Source organism: Aulosira sp. FACHB-615, from assembly GCF_014698045.1.
Classification (GTDB): Bacteria; Cyanobacteriota; Cyanobacteriia; order Cyanobacteriales; family Nostocaceae; genus Nostoc_B.
Genome location: NZ_JACJSE010000004.1, coordinates 451,646 through 471,130, shown reverse-complemented (window position 1 = coordinate 471,130; position 19,485 = coordinate 451,646). Strand labels below are relative to the sequence as shown.

Below are 19,485 nucleotides of genomic sequence, written 5' to 3'. Positions count from 1 at the left end.
TATATAGCTGTAGTTACTCACGGATGTGAGATTACAGATACCCACGGGAATACTACTTATAATGTATCTCCTGTGGTTATCTTTATGGTAAGTACTTTTATTCCTGGGTATGAGATTTTTGAAAAAATTCATGACAGTCCTAAAACGAGGGTTTACCGTGCTGAACAGAAAGAAACCCACACCCCAGTTGCTATCAAACTGTTAAATACGGAATATCCCCAATTTCAAGATTTAATTTTATTTAGAAATCAGTATTCTATTACCCGCCATCTCGAACATCCAAATATTGTTAAATGCTATAGCTTAGAAACTTATGGCAATAGTTATGCACTGATTTTAGAAGACTTTGGGGGAATTTCTCTAAGCCAATATACTCAAGGTCAAATTTTAAGTTTAGATGATTTTTTTAAAGTTGCGATCGCAGTCACCCAGGCACTAGAATTTTTATATCAAAATCGGATTATTCATAAAGATATTAATCCCAATAATATTTTAATTAACCCCACAACTAAAGAAGTTAAAATCATAGACTTTAGTATTTCTTCTTTATTACCCAAAGAAAACTCCGAAATTAAAAGTCCGAATATTTTAGAAGGCACATTAGCTTATATCTCTCCCGAACAAACAGGGAGAATGAATCGCGGAATTGATTATCGCACTGATTTTTATTCTTTGGGTGTGACTTTTTACCAATTACTCACAGGTAAGTTACCTTTTAATAGCCAAAATCCTTTAGAACTCATACATTGTCATCTGGCTAAAGAAGCAATTAACCCAAAAACTATCAATTCTGCATTGCCATCAATACTAGCTGAGATGATTATGAAATTAATGGCAAAGACGGCAGAGGAACGTTATCAAACTGCCAGAGGTATTCGCCATGATTTAGAAGTTTGTCAAGATTATTTATGCCATCAAGGTGAAATTATACCATTTAAATTAGGACAGCGAGATAGGAGCGATCGCTTTTTAATTCCCGAAAAACTTTATGGTAGAGAAATAGAAGTTAAAACCTTATTAGATGCCTTTGAGAGAGTTAGCCTTGGCAACATTGAATTAATGTTAGTTGCAGGTTTTTCTGGTATTGGTAAAACTGCCGTCGTCAATGAAGTTCATAAACCCATTGTCCGCCAACAGGGTTATTTTATCGCTGGTAAATTTGACCAATTCCAGCGAGATATTCCTTTTTCAGCATTAGTTCAAGCTTTTCGCAGTTTAATGCGGCAATTACTCACAGAAACTAAAGCTCAATTACAAACATGGAAAAGCAAAATATTATTAGCCTTGGGAACTCAAGGACAAGTAATTATTGATGTCATTCCCGAATTAGAAAAAATTATCGATCAACAACCAGAAGTCACTCAATTAAGTGGTAATGCTTCCCAAAATCGCTTTAATTTATTATTTAGTAACTTCATTCAAGTTTTAGCCACACAAGAACATCCCTTAGTAATTTTTTTAGATGATTTACAATGGGCAGATGCAGCATCGTTAAAATTAATTCAACTACTATTAAGCGGTACAGAGACAAAATATTTATTAGTCATTGCAGCATATCGAGATAACGAAGTCTATCCTGGACATCCATTTATGATGGCTTTAGATGATATTTATCAAGCCAAAGCCATTGTTCATCAAATTCATCTCAACCCTCTAGACGAAACGCAACTTAACTGCTTAATTGCTGATGCCCTCAATTGCCACGAAACACAAGCTATACAATTAACTCAATTAGTATTAGCCAAAACTAAAGGTAATCCATTTTTCACAACTCAATTACTCAAATCATTACATGAAGATGGAGTAATCACATTTAACTTTCATACTGCTAACTGGCAATATGATATTACCGAAGCCAAAGCTTTATACTTGCAGGATGATGTGGTTGAGTTTGTAGCCAAACAGTTGTGTAAACTGCCTCAAGCTACGCAAGAAATCATGAAAATTGCAGCTTGTATTGGCAATAAATTTGATTTAGCTACCTTATCTATAGTTTCGGACAAATCCTTAGTTGAAACCTCTGCTGATTTGTGGAAAGCACTAAAAGAAGGCTTGATTTTGCCGACAAATGAAATTTATAAATTATTTACTAATGATGAATTAACAACTGACCAGACACCAGCCATTATTAATCAAGATAATATCAATGTTACCTATAAGTTTCTCCACGACAGAGTACAGCAAGCAGCTTATTATTTAATTCCAGAAGCTAATAAAAAGACAACACACGTAACCATTGGTAAACTACTCCTCAAAAACACTGAACCCGAAAAATTAGAAGAAAATATCTTTGAGATAGTTAACCAATTAAATGTCGGTATTGCTTTAATTCACACCCAAGCTGAAAAAGATGAACTAGCGCAACTAAATTTACTTGCTGTTCACAAAGCAAAATCAGCCACAGCTTACGAAGCGGCTAAGAAATATTTAGCTGTTGGCTTAGAATTACTATCTTTGGATAGTTGGCAAGCGCAGTATCAATTAACACTGAATTTGTATACAGAAGCAGTAGAAATCGAATATTTAAATATCAATTTTGACCAAGTAGAAATTTATGCCAATATAGTTCGTCAGCAAGCAGCTAATTTACTCGACCAAGTAAAAGTGTATGAAATTCTCATGCAGATGTATACCTCCAAAGTCCAGATGCAATTAGCTATAGATACAGGCTTACAGTTATTAGATTTGTTAGGAATTAGTTTAGAGTCAGCACCACCACAAAATTTAGATGTTACTAACTTAATTAATTTACCATTGATGACTGCTCCCGATAAACTTGCCGCTATGCGAATTTTAACTAATATGATTTCTGCGGCTTATTTCACAAATCCCGGATTATTACCAGCAATTATATTTACAATTATTACTCTTGCTGTCAACTATGGAAATTCGATGTTTGCGGCTTATGGGTATGTTTTATATGGCTTGTTAATCAGTGCATTATATTTAGAAATTGAAGCAGGTTATCGCTATGGTGAAGCTGCATTAAATTTACTCGATCACGTCGATTCGAGAGAAATTAAATGTCGAGTTTTATTGATGTACAATAGCAATGTAAAATTCTGGAAATCTCATCTACAAGAAACAATTACTCCCCTAGCAGAATGTTTACAACTGGGTATGGAAGTAGGAGATATAGAATATGCACTTTATTCTGCTTCTAATAATTACTCACATTTAATTTATGTCGGTGAAGAACTACCAAATGTATTTAACCAGTTAGAAAAATATTATTTATGGATGTGTCAGTTTGAGCAGTATGGCGCAATAGTTATGTTGCGAGGCTGGCAACAATTTGCATTAAACTTAATGGATATGAATGCTAGTAGAGAACAATTAGATGGTAGTTTATTTAATCACGCTGAAAATTTAGCCTATTGTCTCGATAAAAAGACAGAAACTTCTTTATTTAATATATTTTTAATTAAAACCTTACTATTTTATTTATTTAAACAGCCACACAATGCTGTAGAAAATGCGGTAATTGGGCTGCAATATATCCAAGCTGCTGTCGGACAATATGGTACTGCTAAACATAATTTTTACTATTCTTTGGCTTTGTTAGCAGATTATCATAATCAGCCTGATAGCAAAAAAGCAGAATATATGCAGCAGGTGTTAGCCAATCAGCAAAAAATGAAAGTTTGGGCTGAAAATGCACCAATGAATTTTCAACACAAGTATGATTTGATTGAGGCAGAAACAGCTAGAGTTTTAGGTAATAATTGGCAAGCTGTAGAATTATATGAAAGTGCAGTTCAAGGGGCTAAAGTTAATGGATATATCCAAGAAGAAGCAATAGCAAATGAATTAGCTGCGGAATTTTATCTGGCTTGTGGTAAAGAAAAAATTGCTCAACCTTATTTGATTGATGCTTACTACTGTTATACCCGTTGGGGTGCTAAAGTCAAAGTTGCCGATTTAGAAAAACGCCATCATCAGCTACTAGCTAAGGTGATTAACAATCAAATAAAAAATACACAAATTAACTCTTTTACCAGCCCAATCACGGTTGATGCTAATACCACAAATGTATCAGATGTTTTAGATTTAGAAACTGTGACTCAAGCATCTTTAGCAATTGCTTCGGAAATTCACTTAGACAAGCTATTGCAAAAGTTAATGCAGGTAATTATCGAAAATGTCGGTGCAGATAAATCTGCATTGATGTTGCAAGAGGATGATGAGTTGAGAATTGTGGTGCAATGTCACAATCATCTATCATGCGAGATACAATCAACCTTAGCAACAGAAAGTAAAAATATTCCCTTGAGCTTGATTAATTATGTTTCACATACCAGAGAAAATGTATTAATCAACGATGCGAGTGCTGACAGACATTTTGCGGCTGATCCATATATTTTGCACAATAAACCAAAGTCTATATTATGTACGCCTATCTTGAATCAAGGACAATTAATTGGCATTATTTATTTAGAAAATACTTTAACGGTAGGTGTATTTACCCCCGATAGACTGCAAATTCTAAAGCTGTTAGTTTCTCAAGCAGCGATTTCTTTAGAAATTGCCCAGCTATATGCCAAGCTAGAAGAAAAAGTAGCCGCTAGGACTCAAGATTTAAATGAAAAGAATCTGCGGTTAGAACAAACTTTGTATGAACTGAAATGTACCCAATCACAACTCATCCAAACAGAAAAGATGTCGGGTTTAGGGCAGATGGTAGCTGGTGTAGCCCATGAAATTAATAATCCGGTGAATTTTATTTATGCGAATATTGAACCTGCAAGTGATTATGTTGATTCTTTACTAGAATTAATCGCTGCTTATCAGCAAGAATATCCTAATGTGACACCGAATCTAGAACAAATTATTGCTGAAATTGATTTAGAATTTTTAATTGAAGATTTGCAAAAAATTCTATCTTCGATGAAAGTGGGTGCAGACCGGATTCGCAAGATTGTACTGGGTTTAAGAAATTTCTCGCGCTTGGATGAGGCTGATATGAAGCCTGTAGATATTCATGAGGGAATTGATAATAGTTTAATGTTGCTGCAACCCCGGTTTAAGGGTAAGACTGAAAATAATGTAATTCAAGTGATTAAAAATTATGGTCAGTTGCCTTTAGTTAACTGCTATGCTTCGCAGATGAATCAAGTATTTATGAATATTCTCAGTAATGCGATTGATGCGTTACATGAGATGATTAAGGAGCGATCGCAGCTACCAACTGCACCTCAAATTACCATTACCACGCAAGCAATCAATCACCATTGGGTGCGAATTTCTATTCAAGATAATGGCATAGGAATTAACGAAGCAGTTAAACCACGGATATTTGATCCATTCTTCACTACTAAACCAGTAGGTGGAGGTACAGGTATTGGGTTAACTACCAGCTATCAAATTGTTGTGGAACAGCATAAAGGTAAAATAGAGTGTATTTCGGAATCAGGAAAGGGTGCAGAGTTCATCCTGGAAATTCCAGTTGGATGAGAATTTATGTAAATTTCAGTGTTTTTTCTCTCAAAAATCCGAAAAACCATCGGTTAGATTTGAAGCGAATAGTAATCAAACTTCAGGACTGATTATGAACAGCTTTTATCAAGTACAAAATAAGTCTTTTGTTTTCATTTTAGCCACAGCTTCACTACTGTCTGGAATTGTAGGTATATCTTCATCTGCGAATGCTGCACAATTAGAATCTACTCCTGTTTCAACAGTTAATAGTCAGACAATTGCCCAAGCATCTAATTGTCCTAGTTATGCAGGTGGCGGCAGATTAGAAGCTTATTTTGAAACGAAGAATTTTCATATCTATATTTGTAACAAAAGAGGCAGTCTGTTTTACACCGGAATTTCTAAGTCAACTCGTAAAGCTATCCGTTCCCTACCTACTTCCTCCGAAGAAGGTGTAGGATATGTAGCTCGGAATAATAACTATGAATATGCAGTTAATGGTGCATCCCTGGAGATTCTCAAAAATAATCGGGTGATTCAAACAGAACGAGTTATTAGATATGTAAGCGGATACTAAAAGTCAATATGCAAATTTCTGGCGTAACAGCTTAGGATAGAGATCCAAGTTTAAACTCGTAAGTCTCTCCCTATGTCTGTTACGCCATCCATTTCTCAAGTTGACTCACCCACCACGGAAAAATTAGCGATTCCTCCCTTACTCGGTGCTTCGGTTAGCGAGTTAACTGCTTGGGTACAGCAGCAGGGACAGCCGGCTTACCGAGGGAAACAGTTACATGATTGGATTTATCATCAGCAAGTGCGATCGCTTGCTGATATTTCTGTTTTTCCCAAACAATGGCGTACAGAAATTGCAGATATCCCTATTGGTCGTTCTACCATCCATTACCGCAAAGTTGCCCCAGATGGTACAGTCAAATATCTACTGCAACTAGCTGATGGACAGATTATCGAAACTGTAGGTATTCCCGCCGATAAGCGATTAACTGTCTGTGTTTCTACCCAAGTGGGTTGTCCGATGGCTTGTGATTTCTGTGCGACTGGTAAAGGAGGCTATAAACGCAACCTCGCCCGTCACGAAATCGTTGATCAAGTATTAACTGTCCAAGAAGATTTTCAAGAACGAGTTAGCAATGTTGTGTTCATGGGTATGGGTGAACCGTTGCTAAATACAGATAATGTTTTAGCCGCCTTGACATCGTTAAATCAAGATGTGGGTATTGGACAACGGATGCTAACTGTTTCTACAGTGGGAATCCGCGATCGCATTCGTCAATTCGCCCAACATCATTTGCAAATTACCCTGGCGGTAAGTCTCCACGCCCCTAACCAAGCCCTCAGAGAACAACTCATTCCCAGCGCCCGCCCCTATCCTTTAGCAGATTTATTGGCGGAATGTCGGGAATATGTAGCAATTACAGGCCGCCGTATGACTTTTGAATATATCTTGCTGGCTGGTGTCAACGATTTACCAGAACAGGCTTTAGAACTAGCACAACGTTTGCGGGGCTTCCAAAGTCACGTTAACTTGATTCCCTACAACCCAATTCAAGAAGTGGATTATCAACGCCCCAGCCGCGATCGCATCCAAGCTTTTGTTAACATTCTTCAACAACAAAAAATTGCTGTAAGTGTACGTTATTCTCGCGGTTTAGAAGCTGATGCTGCTTGTGGACAGTTGAGAATGAGTAAAAAGTAAATTGAAGTGTTCAGTGATGAATTCTGAAGTATGAAATTAACTTACTCATACTTCATTTTTTTGCCTTTTTACTTTTTATCTTTTACTTAACTGAATTCCAGGGGCGTAAGCTTCAATCACTTTACCAGTACGGGTGCAACTAATCATCAAGTAATCACAACTTGAGCATTGTGTCCGTGTTAATTCACTATCTGAAATGTAATAACGCTCTGCTTTACTACCACAATTTGGGCAGTAAATCTTGTGTACTATCTGCATTTTTTAACCTCTGGAGATAACTAAATTTTTGTTTTTGAACTGTTAGTCTTAAATTCGATGTTTGGTTTAACCAAGCTAACAAATAGCCAGAAGATTTGTTGGTAATCTTAAGAAAAATTTTAGCTAATAAACCTTTACAATACTTTTATTGATTATCTTAATCTGTAGGTGATTTTATCATCTCACTTTAGATATATAAATTCACTTAGAACTGGTTTCTACTTAGAGATGAGATGATCCCTGCGATTAAAACTTTGAGAGAGCTTTATTTTACGTCATTTCAAATTTATTACATCATTACTTATGTATTCAAAAGTCAATCACCAAGGATTACTGTATATTTGGTAACAAAATCCTAATTTTAAACATTGCTTAATTTTTATGGATGAGATGATTAGTATCAAGTTAAGGAAAACAAAAAATGGTCAGGCGTGTATGTATTTGGAGTATCAAGGCAAGTGTAAAACCCAGGATAGACAAGCAATTGAGCAATTGTAAAAACCGTAAGTAACCATAAAACGCTCTTGTAATTACCCCAGTAACAGCGAAAACCCAACATGCGGTTAATTTTTGTAGCCTCCTGTGATCAACAATGAGGAAGCAAAGATTTTTGTTTGCAAGCACCCTCTCAAACTCCCTTGATAAATGCCTCACAGCCTTACTTATAAGTAGTTAAACATAATTAATTACACAAAGTCATTGCGAATGGAGCGAAGCGAAATGAAGCAATCGCAAGGGCTGGGATTGCTTCGCTTCGCTCGCAATGACTGTAATTAATTTTGCGTGGTTACTTACCAATTCACGAAATTACTAATACAAATCACTTCCTCTGCAACTCTGATTCCGGTCGCCGAGCGTTCGCGCAGCGTCTCCGTCAGGAGAAGTCGAGGCGCTGCTTTCATGTCTGTATCATTTTTAAAGTGAAATGGTATTAGACCATGCAGTAGTTGAGCGAAGCCGAAACTCAGTGACCATAAGGAATTGCTAAAAGGCTTGTGATAAGTAGGTAGGCATAAATAAACCCAACTGTGTCAAGAAAAGTAAATGAGCTTAACAACTTATTTCCTCCTACCTTCCCTGAACGATAATTTTTTTCACCTATCTACTTATTAATATTCTTTCTTTTGACTTTTGCCTTGTTGTACTATAGGAATCCGGTTTGATTTCTGAATTTATTTGTGTAGGTAGGGAATAGGGAATGGGGAGTCGGGAGTAGGAAAGAAGCCTGATCTGAATGTACTGATTTTTTTCAGAAATCAAATATCAGTCCTATAGTATCTTTTGTTCATATCTCCAATAGGATTGCTATACATGACCAATCATAAAGTTAAAATATTTTTATTATTTAATCTCTTGATACCTGTTGGTTTTTTTATTTTTGCTCTTACTTTTATGCCAATTAAGCAGGTATTTCAATTTGATAGCAGTGATGAAGGAATTGAATTAATTAAAGCTATTTTATATTTAGATGGCTTTTCAATGTATACACAAGTTTGGAATGACCAACCGCCTCTTTCAACAGTCATTTTAGGGTTTTGGTTGAACTTGTTTGGCAAATCAATTTATTCTGCACGGCTGTTAACTTTGACTTATGCCACAATGTTGGTCTGGTCTTTCTCACAGACGCTACGGATATATTTTGGAAATTTGCTGGCAATCATTGGCACTTTAATGTTAATAATTTCCTGCAATTTTCTGCGGTTGAGTGTTTCTGTGATGATTGGTTTACCTTCCTTAGCAATGGTCATGCTCTCAATTTTTATATTGAGTCTATATAAACAAAACTTTCCTCATAAAAACTCTCAACTTCTAATTCTGCTATCAGGTGTACTTTTCGGATTTTCTTTACAAATCAAGTTATTTACTGCTTTTATTATTCCTTTAATCCTATTTGATATAATTATTTTTCAAGTTAATAAATACAATCGCCAGCAACTAAATTGGAAAGTATTGCTAACTCCTTTACTGTGGTTGGCAGCTTGTTTAATTGTTTCTCTCCTGATTGCGATCACCTGGAATTCTCTCAATTATGAACAATTGCTGCAAGCTCGTTTATCTGAAAAAACAATCACAGCTTTTTTAGCCAAAAATAGTCAAATTCTCACCTTATCATTTCTTTTGCAAGACTTTGATTATTTACTTTTAACTATTCTGGCAAGTACAGTGATCATTCAAAAAAAACAATGGAAAAATTCTTTCCCAGTTATTTGGCTTGTTATCAGTTTTATCGTTTTAATGAATCATCGACCAGTCTGGTATCACCACTACCTTTTAATGTCTATTCCCTTGACTTGGTTAGCCACCTATGGATTACAGCTATCACTAGATTTTTTCCGTCAAAATAAGTGGTACTCTAAATTTAAACTTGCTAATTTCTCGCAAATTACCATTCCTTATTTAGCCGCAGTCTTGATTATTTTCGCAATTTTTGTCACTCCTATTAAATTAGGAGTCATTTTGGTAGAAAATCATAAATATTTAGAGCAGAATCAAAATCATATCCAACTCGTAGACATTCTCTTAAAACATAAAAAATATACTAACTGGCTGTTTACAGACTATCCAATTTATGCTTTTTATTCGGGCTTACCCGTGCCTCCAGAGATTGCTGTTTTGTCCCACATCAGGATAGAATCTAACAGCATAACGGCTGAACAACTGATCTCAGTTTTACAAATGTATCGTCCTGAGCAAGTTCTGTTATGTAAATCTCAAACTATTCAGCAATATTTAAGTAATTATCTTAATCAGAATTATGTCCAAAACTATAAAAATTCTTTATGTACTCACTTTTTATTAAAGGGAATACCATAGTTATAGTAGACTCGATGTTTATGAGTTACAGCAACTGATTGAAAAAAGTAATGAATAATGAGTAAGGAATAATGAATAATGAGTAATGAGTAAGGAATTTACTTATTACTCACTACTTATTACTTAACTGTGTGACTATGAACGCATTTCGAGTAGGTGTTGCAGGCCCGGTGGGTTCGGGGAAGACGGCGTTAGTGGATGCTTTATGTAAGGCGTTGCGTGAGCAGTATCATCTTGCTGTGGTGACGAATGATATTTATACTCAGGAGGATGCACAGTTTTTGGTGCGTTCTCAGGCTTTAGCAAGCGATCGCATTTTGGGTGTAGAAACTGGTGGCTGTCCCCACACGGCGATTAGAGAAGATGCTTCAATGAATTTGGCGGCAATTGAACAGTTAGAAGAACGTTTTCATAATTTAGATTTAGTCTTTTTAGAAAGTGGTGGTGATAATTTAGCTGCTACCTTTAGTCCAGAATTAGTCGATTTAACTATCTATGTGATTGATGTCGCTGCTGGCGATAAAATTCCCCGCAAAGGTGGCCCAGGAATTACCAAATCTGATTTATTAGTGATTAATAAAACTGACCTTGCGCCTTATGTCGGTGCAGATTTAAATGTGATGGAACGCGATGCAAAAAGAATGCGCGGTGATAAACCTTTTATTTTTACTAATTTAAAAACCCAATCAGGATTAACAGAGGTAATTAACTTCGTCTGTAAATATCTGGTTTAAAAATTTTACTTTTTGTATTTCTCAGTAACAGAATTTGCTAAACTCCAACTTTGGCGCAGAAAGAATAAACTGAAGTATTGGGAATTTTCGGAGGAGTTTCAGGGTGGCTTTTGATGAACGTGTAGTAACAGAACAAATTCATCCACAAGATATTTCTTGGCCATTCTGGCCGATTGTGCCACTTTACCCATATAGCAGGCGGCGGACAATTCGCAAAGAAATCATCAAAGACTCCATCTGGACTTTTGACCAATTGCAAGGCATTTTTTATGTTGTTGTGCCGATTCGGATGACAGTTGTCAAGTTAGATGCGGGTGGTTTATTGGTTTATGCACCTGTCGCACCGACAAAAGAATGTCTGCAACTGATACAGGAGTTAGTTGCAGAACATGGTGATGTGAAATATATTATCTTGCCAACTATTTCTGGCATTGAACATAAGGTTTTCGTCGGCCCCTTCGCCAGATGTTTTCCCAATGCACAGGTATTTGTCGCCCCAAATCAATGGAGTTTCCCGCTAAATTTACCATTGAGTTGGTTGGGTTTACCAGGAAAACGTACTCAAGTCTTGCCAGAAGATAGCAGTCAAGCGCCTTTTGGTGATGAATTTGACTATACAATTTTGAAAACGATTGATTTAGGCCCAGGTAAATTTACAGAAGTAGCATTTCTACACAAGCGATCGCACACTTTATTAGTCACAGATGCAGTAGTATCTATACCAGAAGAACCACCTGCGATCGTCCAACTCGACCCTTATCCCTTACTCTTCCACGCTAAAGAAAAAGGTTCTGATGTGGTTGCTGATAATCAAGCCAACCGCCGCAAAGGATGGCAACGCATCACTTTATTTGCTTTATACTTTCAACCCAGTGTTTTAGATGTACCCGCCTGGGGTGAAGTCTTCCGCGATGCCCTCAAAGCCCCAGAACGTTCCCGCAAAGCTTATTTTGGTTTATTTCCCTTTAAATGGCAAAATAATTGGCAAAGGTCATTTCACGCCTTACGTGGCGATGGACGTTTATTTGTCGCACCAGTTTTGCAAACTCTCATCCTCAACCGCGCACCCAGAGAAACAATTGATTGGGCTGATAAAGTTGCTAGTTGGGATTTTCAGTGGATTATTCCCTGCCATTTTGATGCACCAATTAAAGCCCAACCACAACAATTTCGCCAAGCATTCTCTTTTTTAGAAAAGCAACCAGTTGCAAGTGCAGGTTTGTTTAACAGTAGTAGTTATCCTTTACCAGAGGATGATTTCAAAATTCTCCGCGATATTGATGCAGGTTTAAATCAAACTGGTATTGTCCCGCCGGCGAAGGAGAAAATTTGAAGTGTGCTTGGTTATTGGAGTAAAGGGGACAAGGGAAGGGAGACAAGGGAGTAATGTTTCTACCTTGTCTACCTTGTCTAATCAAACTCAGCACTCAGTACTTTCCCATCAAAAGCAAATGCGATTACGCCCGTTTTTCTTGGCTTCTCTCAGTTTATCGCTGGCACGCTGTAAAAAAGAGACAAGTTTATCTTCTGCTATGAGTTCGACAACACCAATACTGGTAGTGAGGTGGAATTGTTGACCATTGTAGGCTGTAATAACTTCTGCACTGAGGGCGAGGCGAATTCGTTCTGCTATCTGACATCCTGTATTCAGGTCAGTGTTAGACATAACAATACAAAATTCCTCTCCACCGTAGCGTGTCACCCAATCTCCGGCTCTGATATGGGTTTGAAATACTTGTGCGGCAGTTTTTAAAGCTTGATCACCTGTAGGAAAACCGTAGGTGCGATTGATTGCACCGAAATAATCTAAATCTAAAAGTAAGATTGTGAGTTGTTGCTGATATTTATGAGCTTTTTCGATTTCACGCGCCAGTAATCTATCCAGATAGCGACGATTAAACACCTCCGTTAAACCATCGAGTTCGGCCTCGACGCGGTATTTATTAGCTAATCGACTGGCTTTCAGCACCATTTCACTAATCATCCGTTCTGCGGTGACACGAATGCGATGCTCAAAATCAGTTATCAGTTTATCTTGTCCTGAAGCATCGGCGATCGCATCAAATTCCTCAGATGTGACAACTTGATTACGCCCTTTTTGCTTGGCTGCATATATACATTGATTAATTTCTTGCCATAATTGCTCAATCGAGGTGTGTCCTAACATCGAAATCACACCAAAGGACGCAGTGAGGCGCACCGACGACATCGCATTGAGCTTAAATTCATGAGTTTCGATTTGGGTTCTGAGAAACTCTGCAAAGGCCTTCCCTTGCTCAATACTTCCACGCATACAAATAGCAAATTTATCCCCGCCTGTCCGCGCCACAATTCCTGCGCCTAGTGAGTACTTTTGCAGAATTTGTCCAATCTCTTGTAATATCTGATCTCCTGTTATGTGACCGTAGCGATCGTTAATAAACTTAAAACGGTCAATATCTAAATAAATCAAAGATATTTGTTCGATATCTTCATTAGAAGTTAAAAGATTGATAGCATAATCATTAAATTTCCGAAAATTAGCAATTCCTGTCAATTTATCGAGATTAAATAAATGCTTTTGTTGATTGTGCCAAAAACTGCGCTGTAAACGTAGACAAATTTGCTGATTAATTGCATCATATTGACAGGTTTCATCTTCTGCTTCTAACCAAGTAAGCACAGCAGATTCTTGCTCAATCGTCTCTACTAATAATACTGTTGGTTTCCCAACAGTATTATATAAATCTCTAACTTTCTCTATACTTGCAACAACTCTGAAGTCGAGTACAATAATGTCAAAATCCTGCTCAAATAAGCTGGAGATATCAACCGTAATCCACTCAAAATTGAGGCGCGTATTTGTTGGTTGAGGTAAATCTAGTGAACTACACCAAGCAACTCGAATTGCTTTCGTTTGTTCATTCATTCATTTTAAACTTTAGTAACCGATAACAGTATGTAGTTAACTTAAAGTTTAACAAGTAAATCCAACTATGACTATTTATCCTAGTTATCAAATATTGACGATAAACCAGTATTGACCTGTGAAAATATATGTAGACTTGGCATTGTCACCTCAATGCAGATTTGCTGATTACTGCACTAAAAAATCAAGTTATTTAAGCTGAAGTTACTAGCAATGAAGTTGCTGACTGTGACTAAAGTGCTAAAAATTGAGTTGCCATTTAAGCCATCAATATCAATTTGAATCAAAGTACTTGACCCAGATTGTATGCCCCGAATGTAACCATCAGCAATGGGATTAATACCCGTATAATTCAAATGAGTCAAGAGAGTTTGTACTACTAAAAAATCCTCGGTGCTACTGAAATCAGTAATAGTGTCAATACCCTCACCCAGACTGGAAAAAACAAATTTATCACTATCCGTACCACCCGTTAGGCGATCGCTACCCGCACCACCAACCAGGCTATCATTACCATTACCACCAACCAGGCTATCATTACCATTACCACCAACTAGGCTATCATTGCCATCTCCGCCATTCAGGGTGTCGTTACCTGCGTCTCCTATTAGTTTGTCATCATTATCGCCACCAAACAGTTGATTATCCGCTTTGTTCACAGTGATGGTGTTTTTCAAAGCATTTCCCGTACCATTAATCCCGCTAGTACCAGTTAAGACCAAATTTTCTAAGTTGTCGCTGAGTTTCCAATTCACAGTCGTGCGGACTGTATCTGTAGCTTCATTCAATAGTTCGATAATTTGGTCATTGCTGCTATCCACGTAGTAACTATCATTATCAGCGCCGCCAATTAAGATATCATCGCCACTCCCCCCGTTTAAGGTATCCTTGCCAGCACCAGCATCTAAGGTATCATTCCCAGCATTGCCTATTAGCTTATTATTTGCACTATTACCTTTGAGAATGTTATTACCCGCGTTACCAGTACCGTTAATTTGAGATGTTCCTGTCAGGGTGAGGTTTTCAACGTTGGTTGGTAAGGTAGTCGTAACACTACTCAGACTAAGAGTTGGGACATCAATGATAGGTACACCAACATCTTTTAATATGGCAACATTAAGTGAAGAGATACTATAGCGAAATCCTCGATAAAATTTGACACCATTCATTAAGTCTCTAACCAGATTAACTCCTGGTCTAGAACCATCATTTCCCACATGAGTGATGTTACCAAAAGTCAAGGGTACAGGAGAGCCGTAAACACTAGTCGCTTGTTTTCCTACAAAGAAAAAATTGCTGCCATCAAAAACAATTTTTTCATCGAATGTAGATTGATAATTACCTGAGAGTGTGCCATCAAAATTATCTTTCCAGGCATTAAAGCCAAAGACATGACCAAATTCATGGAGTAATAAAGAAACGGCATCTGTTTTATTAATGGGTACAGCCGTAGTTCGTGCTACTGGTTTGGGGTCAAACCACAGTTCATTAACTAGATAATCAGGATTAAAGTTAAATTCAATGTCAGGCGTAGCACCATTAGGATCAACTCCGGTGCGAATTTCTGATACTGCACCTGGTTCATATACTGACAAAGTGCCTTTCTTATACACAAAAGATGAAGTTAAACTTCTGCCTGTCGCTGTGGGATTTGGATTAGAAAAATTAACAACAATTTCTAAATCAGCATTACCTGTAATATACTTGTCCCAACTAGACCCAGCCGCTAATATATGAGACTTGATAGCGGAGTAATAGGCAGAAAATTTTCCTGATGGATCATTAAATGTAATATTAAAATGTAGTGCATCTGGATCTGATTTTTCAACAGCAGTTAATTGATTTTGTGTCAGCCCCAGGGCATGATTGAATAAGTCACTCATAAATACGCTTGGTTATGTAGGCTGAAAACTGATGATTTTACAAGTTGAACAAATTATAAAAAATATTGATAATTTATCAGGTTATATTTCAGGATTGATAAATCAGAATAAATCGGTTAATTCTTCACAAGAACATCTGAGTTTAAATGTTGATATTTTAAATTTGAAATGAAATTTAATTTTTGGATAAAACAATTAATATATTACATTAGTTAATTGAATATCAACAATTGGTAAATTTAAGTAAGTAGAGCAAAAATAGATTTATATGTACTTAAACAAATACTGAGAAAATCAAATTTTCACGTTATTTTTTTAATCAAGTAAACATATTATTTTTACTATATTTTTGCATTTCAGATAAAAAGTACAGTGTATGGGGTATGAAGGAGAATCCCCCAAATTTTGATAATTATACCAATTTGAAAAATGATTGCGACAAATGGGTTACTGAAAAACTCACCAGTAAGCTACCAGGGAAGGGGAGCAAGATTCAAAGCCTCTCTCCGTTTCGGGGAGAGGTTTGGAGAGGGGTTTCAAGAATAAGTCGCACATCGCGTTATATATTAAAAACATCCAGGCGCAGGAAAAAATAATCAATCCACAATCTCAGTATAATTCCCACTAAGAAGGGTACAGCAATGCTGTACCCTCTTAGTTTAAAAGTTGTATTTCAAAAGTTTTTGTATTACGGCAACATTAATGCTTTTGTAAAAGTGCTGACAAGGAATTTTCTTTGCGAATATCCATCAAGTCTGCAAGTGATTCTTTACCTTTACCCAGGCGGTATTTTTGTGCTGGTGGTAGAACTTCAACCAAGGTTTTGCTTTTGACTTTGAGTGGTTGCAAAGATGCAAACACTGGTAAATTTCGGGATGTTTGCGAAGCTGGTTTTAGAGCTTTTAGGCGACTGGAGGCAGATTTAGGAAATTTCTGAGCTTGGCTGGGGTTACACAAGCGAAAAATGAGATAGCAACCACTACCACAACTGAGTGCGATCGCCATTACCATCCATAAAGGTAGAGGATTGCTATGTTCAATCGTAATTGGCTCTTCTACAATTACTGGGATGGGTTCTGACTCTGCCTGTTTCCTATGATCTACATAACTGAGGCTATAAAATGCCACAGTCGCCGTACCCACAACCATTGTAAAAACTCCACATAACAGCACCAGTGGATGCTGTGTCAGTAAAGCCATCAGCATGTTTGAGCGACCTTTGGAACCCAATTTAGTCTTCGCTAATTCTAGATTGGGTTCTATCAGTTGGGGTGGCTCATGGTTGAAATTTTGACGATTTTCCATGATCACTTTGAGATTTATACCCGTTCAGACCCATGATTATACTTAAGGGGTAAGTTATCAAGTATCCATAGCCAGATTTTGGCATAAACTAGCCCCTGACTTCATCATTAGCAACTAAATCTCATCTTTTCTTTAAAATCGATACTGCTGGCAAATTGATCAACAACCCAGAATTAACTCTCAACTATTTTTTCTGCCATTTACGGATTGCTTCTTGAGCATCTTCATACACAGATGTCTCTTCTGGGACTAAAGTTGCGGTGGTGATGGCGGACTTGAGATCACCCTCAGCAGCACGAGTTTTTGCTAAGTCTAAGATTTTTTCGCTCCATTTATTAATTGATTTTTGAGCTAAATCAAATCCTGGTTGACCTTGAGGAACGCGCTTGGCTACTTCAATGGCGCGATTATATGTAGAGGCTTGTCCTGGCTTAATTAAGGCATTAGCCGCATCTAATAAAGTTTTGTTAGCGAGATATTGCTTGGCTTCTTGTCGCCACTGTTTAATTACTGTTTGGGCTTGGGGATAAAGGGAGCTTTCTTTACTGATGAGTTGTGCGGCAGCGATCGCATTAGTATATTGTCTTTGCTTGGCACGACCCTCGGCTAAATTAAGGATCATGTTACTCCAAATATTGATATTTTCTTGGGCTTGTTCGTAAAGCGGCTCACCTGGCGGAATTTTTCTGGCAGTGGCGATCGCTAAACTCAAATCACTGGCTTGAGTTTGTCTAAGAGACATTTTCGCCAAGTCTAATACAGCTTGATTGCGGTTCTTCGACTCAGAAAGGGAAGCTATTTGAGCAGCAGACTGATTTTTTGCAGGAACTACTTGTTCATGTTCATGGGACTTTGCCGATAAAGCTTCTCGACCCGCCACGAACTTTTCTTGATTGCGGAGAAAGACCACTGTTACTACAGCAGCTATTAACATCATGCCACCGCCCCAAAAGAAAAATTGTTGCCACCATAAGGTATTGGCCTTTTTCTGAGGTAAACGTGAGATGTAAGGTTGGGCAACATCGGGAATAAATCTCCCCGCACTTGTTTCTGAAGCAGGGATCGCTAATTGCCCTTGCTGGTTGCTATATTCTTCGTTGGCAATTAAGTCGGGTGACGGAGAAAGTTGTGGTTCTCCTAAACTGAAGCTGGGAAACTTCAAATCTGGTAATCTGGCAGCAACAGCCGACTGTAAAACCGATGCTTCTCCCCAAATCCCAATATGCGGCGAATTTACGGGATTTTTGGTTGATGTTGGCGCTAATGGGGGAGCAGCCAAAGCCACAGCAAAGTTTTCTTCTGAAAAAATACTACCCTCAACTTCAGATGTCTCTAATTCATGGGGTGCGGCTTCAGTTGGTTCCAGTGTGCTGGGAACTTCTGTAACTGGATGATTCACCTCTGACTGTGGCAAGATGACAAACGGTTTAGCAGGTACTATCGCTACTGGATTTTGAGTTGGTCGCCAATAGTGTTGACATAATTCTGGCGTGAACACATTTAAATAGCTGTTTAAATCTGCCAAACTGCCGCCATGACCAGAACGTAACGCAGCTAACAAAGCCGCAGTAAAAAATCCGTAACCTAGCTCACTACTTTCACGAGAAAATTGTTCTGGTTCGCAAGACAGAATCGTCGCTAATTGTAATTCTTGCGCTATTTCAATGGTTTCTTGTCCAACGGTTGCATCTGCTTGCGTACTGGAAGCCCGGTTAATATCAAGCAGCACTACAGCATTTAGTTCAGCTATGTGGAGGCTGTGCAAGAGCGATCGCATTTCGATGGCGGTTTCCTGCATTAACTCAGGATTACCTTCCACTGGCATCAAGTAATCTTGGCTTGTATGGTTAACACCATAACCACTAAAGAAAAACCACAGATAATCCCCCGGTTGCCAACAAGCCGCAGCCAAGTCTTCTATCAACAGCAAAATATTTTCTTTTGTGGGATAGGTAGACCTATCCCCAATTGGTGGTGAAGTATCTGTCATTAGTAGACAGCGTTGGGGAGAAAAACCTGCTTCTTGAACCAAAAAATCTTTTAGCGCCTCGGCATCGGCTTGGGCGCAACGTAAAGGTTGAAAAAATTGATATTGATTGATGCCGATCGCGATCGCCCAGTGATTTGCCATCCCGCTATTTGTAGGTTGTGGTTGACCGTGCCAATTTTAGATTTTGAATTTTGGATTTTGGATTGTTTTTTAGTTCAAGTTTTAATGCTTGTCCGCTAAACAAATTGAAAAGACGCTCGATAGCGTAGCCATCATCAATTTAAAATCGCAAATCTAAAATCCAAAATTGGTTGACTTGCCTAAAATTGCGGTTGGCTTTGCCGAAAGAACAAAGCTAACCTATGTCTTATAGTCTCGGAATTTCTCATGAAACCCCAAAGACTAAGTAATTTTTATTGCCTTTAATTTCAGTAAAAATTCTCAGACAATTCAATTAC

At 37.7% G+C, this 19,485-nt stretch carries 11 protein-coding genes; 6 read left to right on the top strand and 5 right to left on the bottom strand.

What is annotated here, in order from left to right; translation table 11 throughout:
- Positions 1 to 84: 84 nt before the first annotated feature.
- The 3 genes from H6G77_RS09195 to rlmN all read left to right on the top strand — a co-directional run bounded on the left by H6G77_RS09195 (position 85) and on the right by rlmN (position 7,135).
- A complete protein-coding gene (locus H6G77_RS09195; RefSeq protein WP_190871394.1) occupies positions 85 to 5,454 on the top strand; it encodes an ATP-binding sensor histidine kinase in 5,370 nt (1,789 codons plus the stop codon).
- A gap of 94 nt (positions 5,455 to 5,548) precedes the next feature.
- Entirely contained in the window at positions 5,549 to 5,995 is a 447-nt protein-coding gene (locus H6G77_RS09190; RefSeq protein WP_190591264.1) for a hypothetical protein, read from the top strand.
- Positions 5,996 to 6,067: 72 nt separating this feature from the next.
- Positions 6,068 to 7,135 carry a 23S rRNA (adenine(2503)-C(2))-methyltransferase RlmN gene (gene rlmN, locus H6G77_RS09185; RefSeq protein ID WP_190591265.1) on the top strand — a complete coding sequence of 356 codons (1,068 nt, stop codon included), beginning with the start codon at positions 6,068 to 6,070 and terminating at the stop codon, positions 7,133 to 7,135.
- 75 nt (positions 7,136 to 7,210) lie between these two features.
- Here rlmN and H6G77_RS35645 read toward each other — a convergent pair whose 3' ends face one another.
- Positions 7,211 to 7,393: a replication restart DNA helicase PriA gene (locus H6G77_RS35645; RefSeq protein WP_242049169.1), complete on the bottom strand. Its 183-nt coding sequence runs from the start codon at positions 7,391 to 7,393 to the stop codon at positions 7,211 to 7,213.
- A 1,311-nt stretch (positions 7,394 to 8,704) separates the two neighbouring features.
- Between H6G77_RS35645 and H6G77_RS09180 the strand changes: the two genes are divergently transcribed.
- From H6G77_RS09180 to H6G77_RS09170, 3 genes are all read left to right on the top strand, one after another.
- Positions 8,705 to 10,207: a glycosyltransferase family 39 protein gene (locus H6G77_RS09180; RefSeq protein WP_190871393.1), complete on the top strand. Its 1,503-nt coding sequence runs from the start codon at positions 8,705 to 8,707 to the stop codon at positions 10,205 to 10,207.
- A gap of 137 nt (positions 10,208 to 10,344) precedes the next feature.
- Positions 10,345 to 10,941 (top strand): urease accessory protein UreG, encoded by a 597-nt coding sequence (ureG, locus tag H6G77_RS09175; protein WP_190591267.1) that lies wholly within the window; start codon positions 10,345 to 10,347, stop codon positions 10,939 to 10,941.
- A 103-nt stretch (positions 10,942 to 11,044) separates the two neighbouring features.
- Positions 11,045 to 12,274 (top strand): DUF4336 domain-containing protein, encoded by a 1,230-nt coding sequence (locus tag H6G77_RS09170; protein WP_190591268.1) that lies wholly within the window; start codon positions 11,045 to 11,047, stop codon positions 12,272 to 12,274.
- Between the two features lie 108 nt (positions 12,275 to 12,382).
- On the opposite strand, the gene H6G77_RS09165 is transcribed toward H6G77_RS09170, so the two are convergent.
- The 4 genes from H6G77_RS09165 to H6G77_RS09150 all read right to left on the bottom strand — a co-directional run bounded on the left by H6G77_RS09165 (position 12,383) and on the right by H6G77_RS09150 (position 19,168).
- The gene (locus H6G77_RS09165; RefSeq protein ID WP_190591269.1) at positions 12,383 to 13,849 is read right to left on the bottom strand and encodes a diguanylate cyclase; all 1,467 of its coding nucleotides are present in this window, start codon (positions 13,847 to 13,849) and stop codon (positions 12,383 to 12,385) included.
- A gap of 176 nt (positions 13,850 to 14,025) precedes the next feature.
- On the bottom strand, positions 14,026 to 15,732 hold the full coding sequence (locus H6G77_RS09160) for a calcium-binding protein (protein WP_190871392.1): 1,707 nt from the start codon (positions 15,730 to 15,732) through the stop codon (positions 14,026 to 14,028).
- A 699-nt stretch (positions 15,733 to 16,431) separates the two neighbouring features.
- Positions 16,432 to 17,037: a hypothetical protein gene (locus H6G77_RS09155; protein ID WP_190591271.1), complete on the bottom strand. Its 606-nt coding sequence runs from the start codon at positions 17,035 to 17,037 to the stop codon at positions 16,432 to 16,434.
- A 184-nt stretch (positions 17,038 to 17,221) separates the two neighbouring features.
- On the bottom strand, positions 17,222 to 19,168 hold the full coding sequence (locus tag H6G77_RS09150) for a caspase family protein (RefSeq protein WP_190871391.1): 1,947 nt from the start codon (positions 19,166 to 19,168) through the stop codon (positions 17,222 to 17,224).
- Positions 19,169 to 19,485: the final 317 nt, after the last annotated feature.

Excerpts from the sequence above, each read along its gene's own strand:
- H6G77_RS09150 (WP_190871391.1), bottom strand. The coding sequence starts at position 19,168 with ATGGCAAATCACTGGGCGATCGCGATCGGCATCAATCAATATCAATTT.
- H6G77_RS09180 (WP_190871393.1), top strand. The coding sequence starts at position 8,705 with ATGACCAATCATAAAGTTAAAATATTTTTATTATTTAATCTCTTGATA.
- ureG (WP_190591267.1), top strand. The coding sequence starts at position 10,345 with ATGAACGCATTTCGAGTAGGTGTTGCAGGCCCGGTGGGTTCGGGGAAG.
- H6G77_RS09190 (WP_190591264.1), top strand. The coding sequence starts at position 5,549 with ATGAACAGCTTTTATCAAGTACAAAATAAGTCTTTTGTTTTCATTTTA.
- H6G77_RS09195 (WP_190871394.1), top strand. The coding sequence starts at position 85 with ATGGTAAGTACTTTTATTCCTGGGTATGAGATTTTTGAAAAAATTCAT.
- H6G77_RS09155 (WP_190591271.1), bottom strand. The coding sequence starts at position 17,037 with ATGGAAAATCGTCAAAATTTCAACCATGAGCCACCCCAACTGATAGAA.
- H6G77_RS09160 (WP_190871392.1), bottom strand. The coding sequence starts at position 15,732 with ATGAGTGACTTATTCAATCATGCCCTGGGGCTGACACAAAATCAATTA.
- rlmN (WP_190591265.1), top strand. The coding sequence starts at position 6,068 with ATGTCTGTTACGCCATCCATTTCTCAAGTTGACTCACCCACCACGGAA.
- H6G77_RS35645 (WP_242049169.1), bottom strand. The coding sequence starts at position 7,393 with ATGCAGATAGTACACAAGATTTACTGCCCAAATTGTGGTAGTAAAGCA.
- H6G77_RS09165 (WP_190591269.1), bottom strand. The coding sequence starts at position 13,849 with ATGAATGAACAAACGAAAGCAATTCGAGTTGCTTGGTGTAGTTCACTA.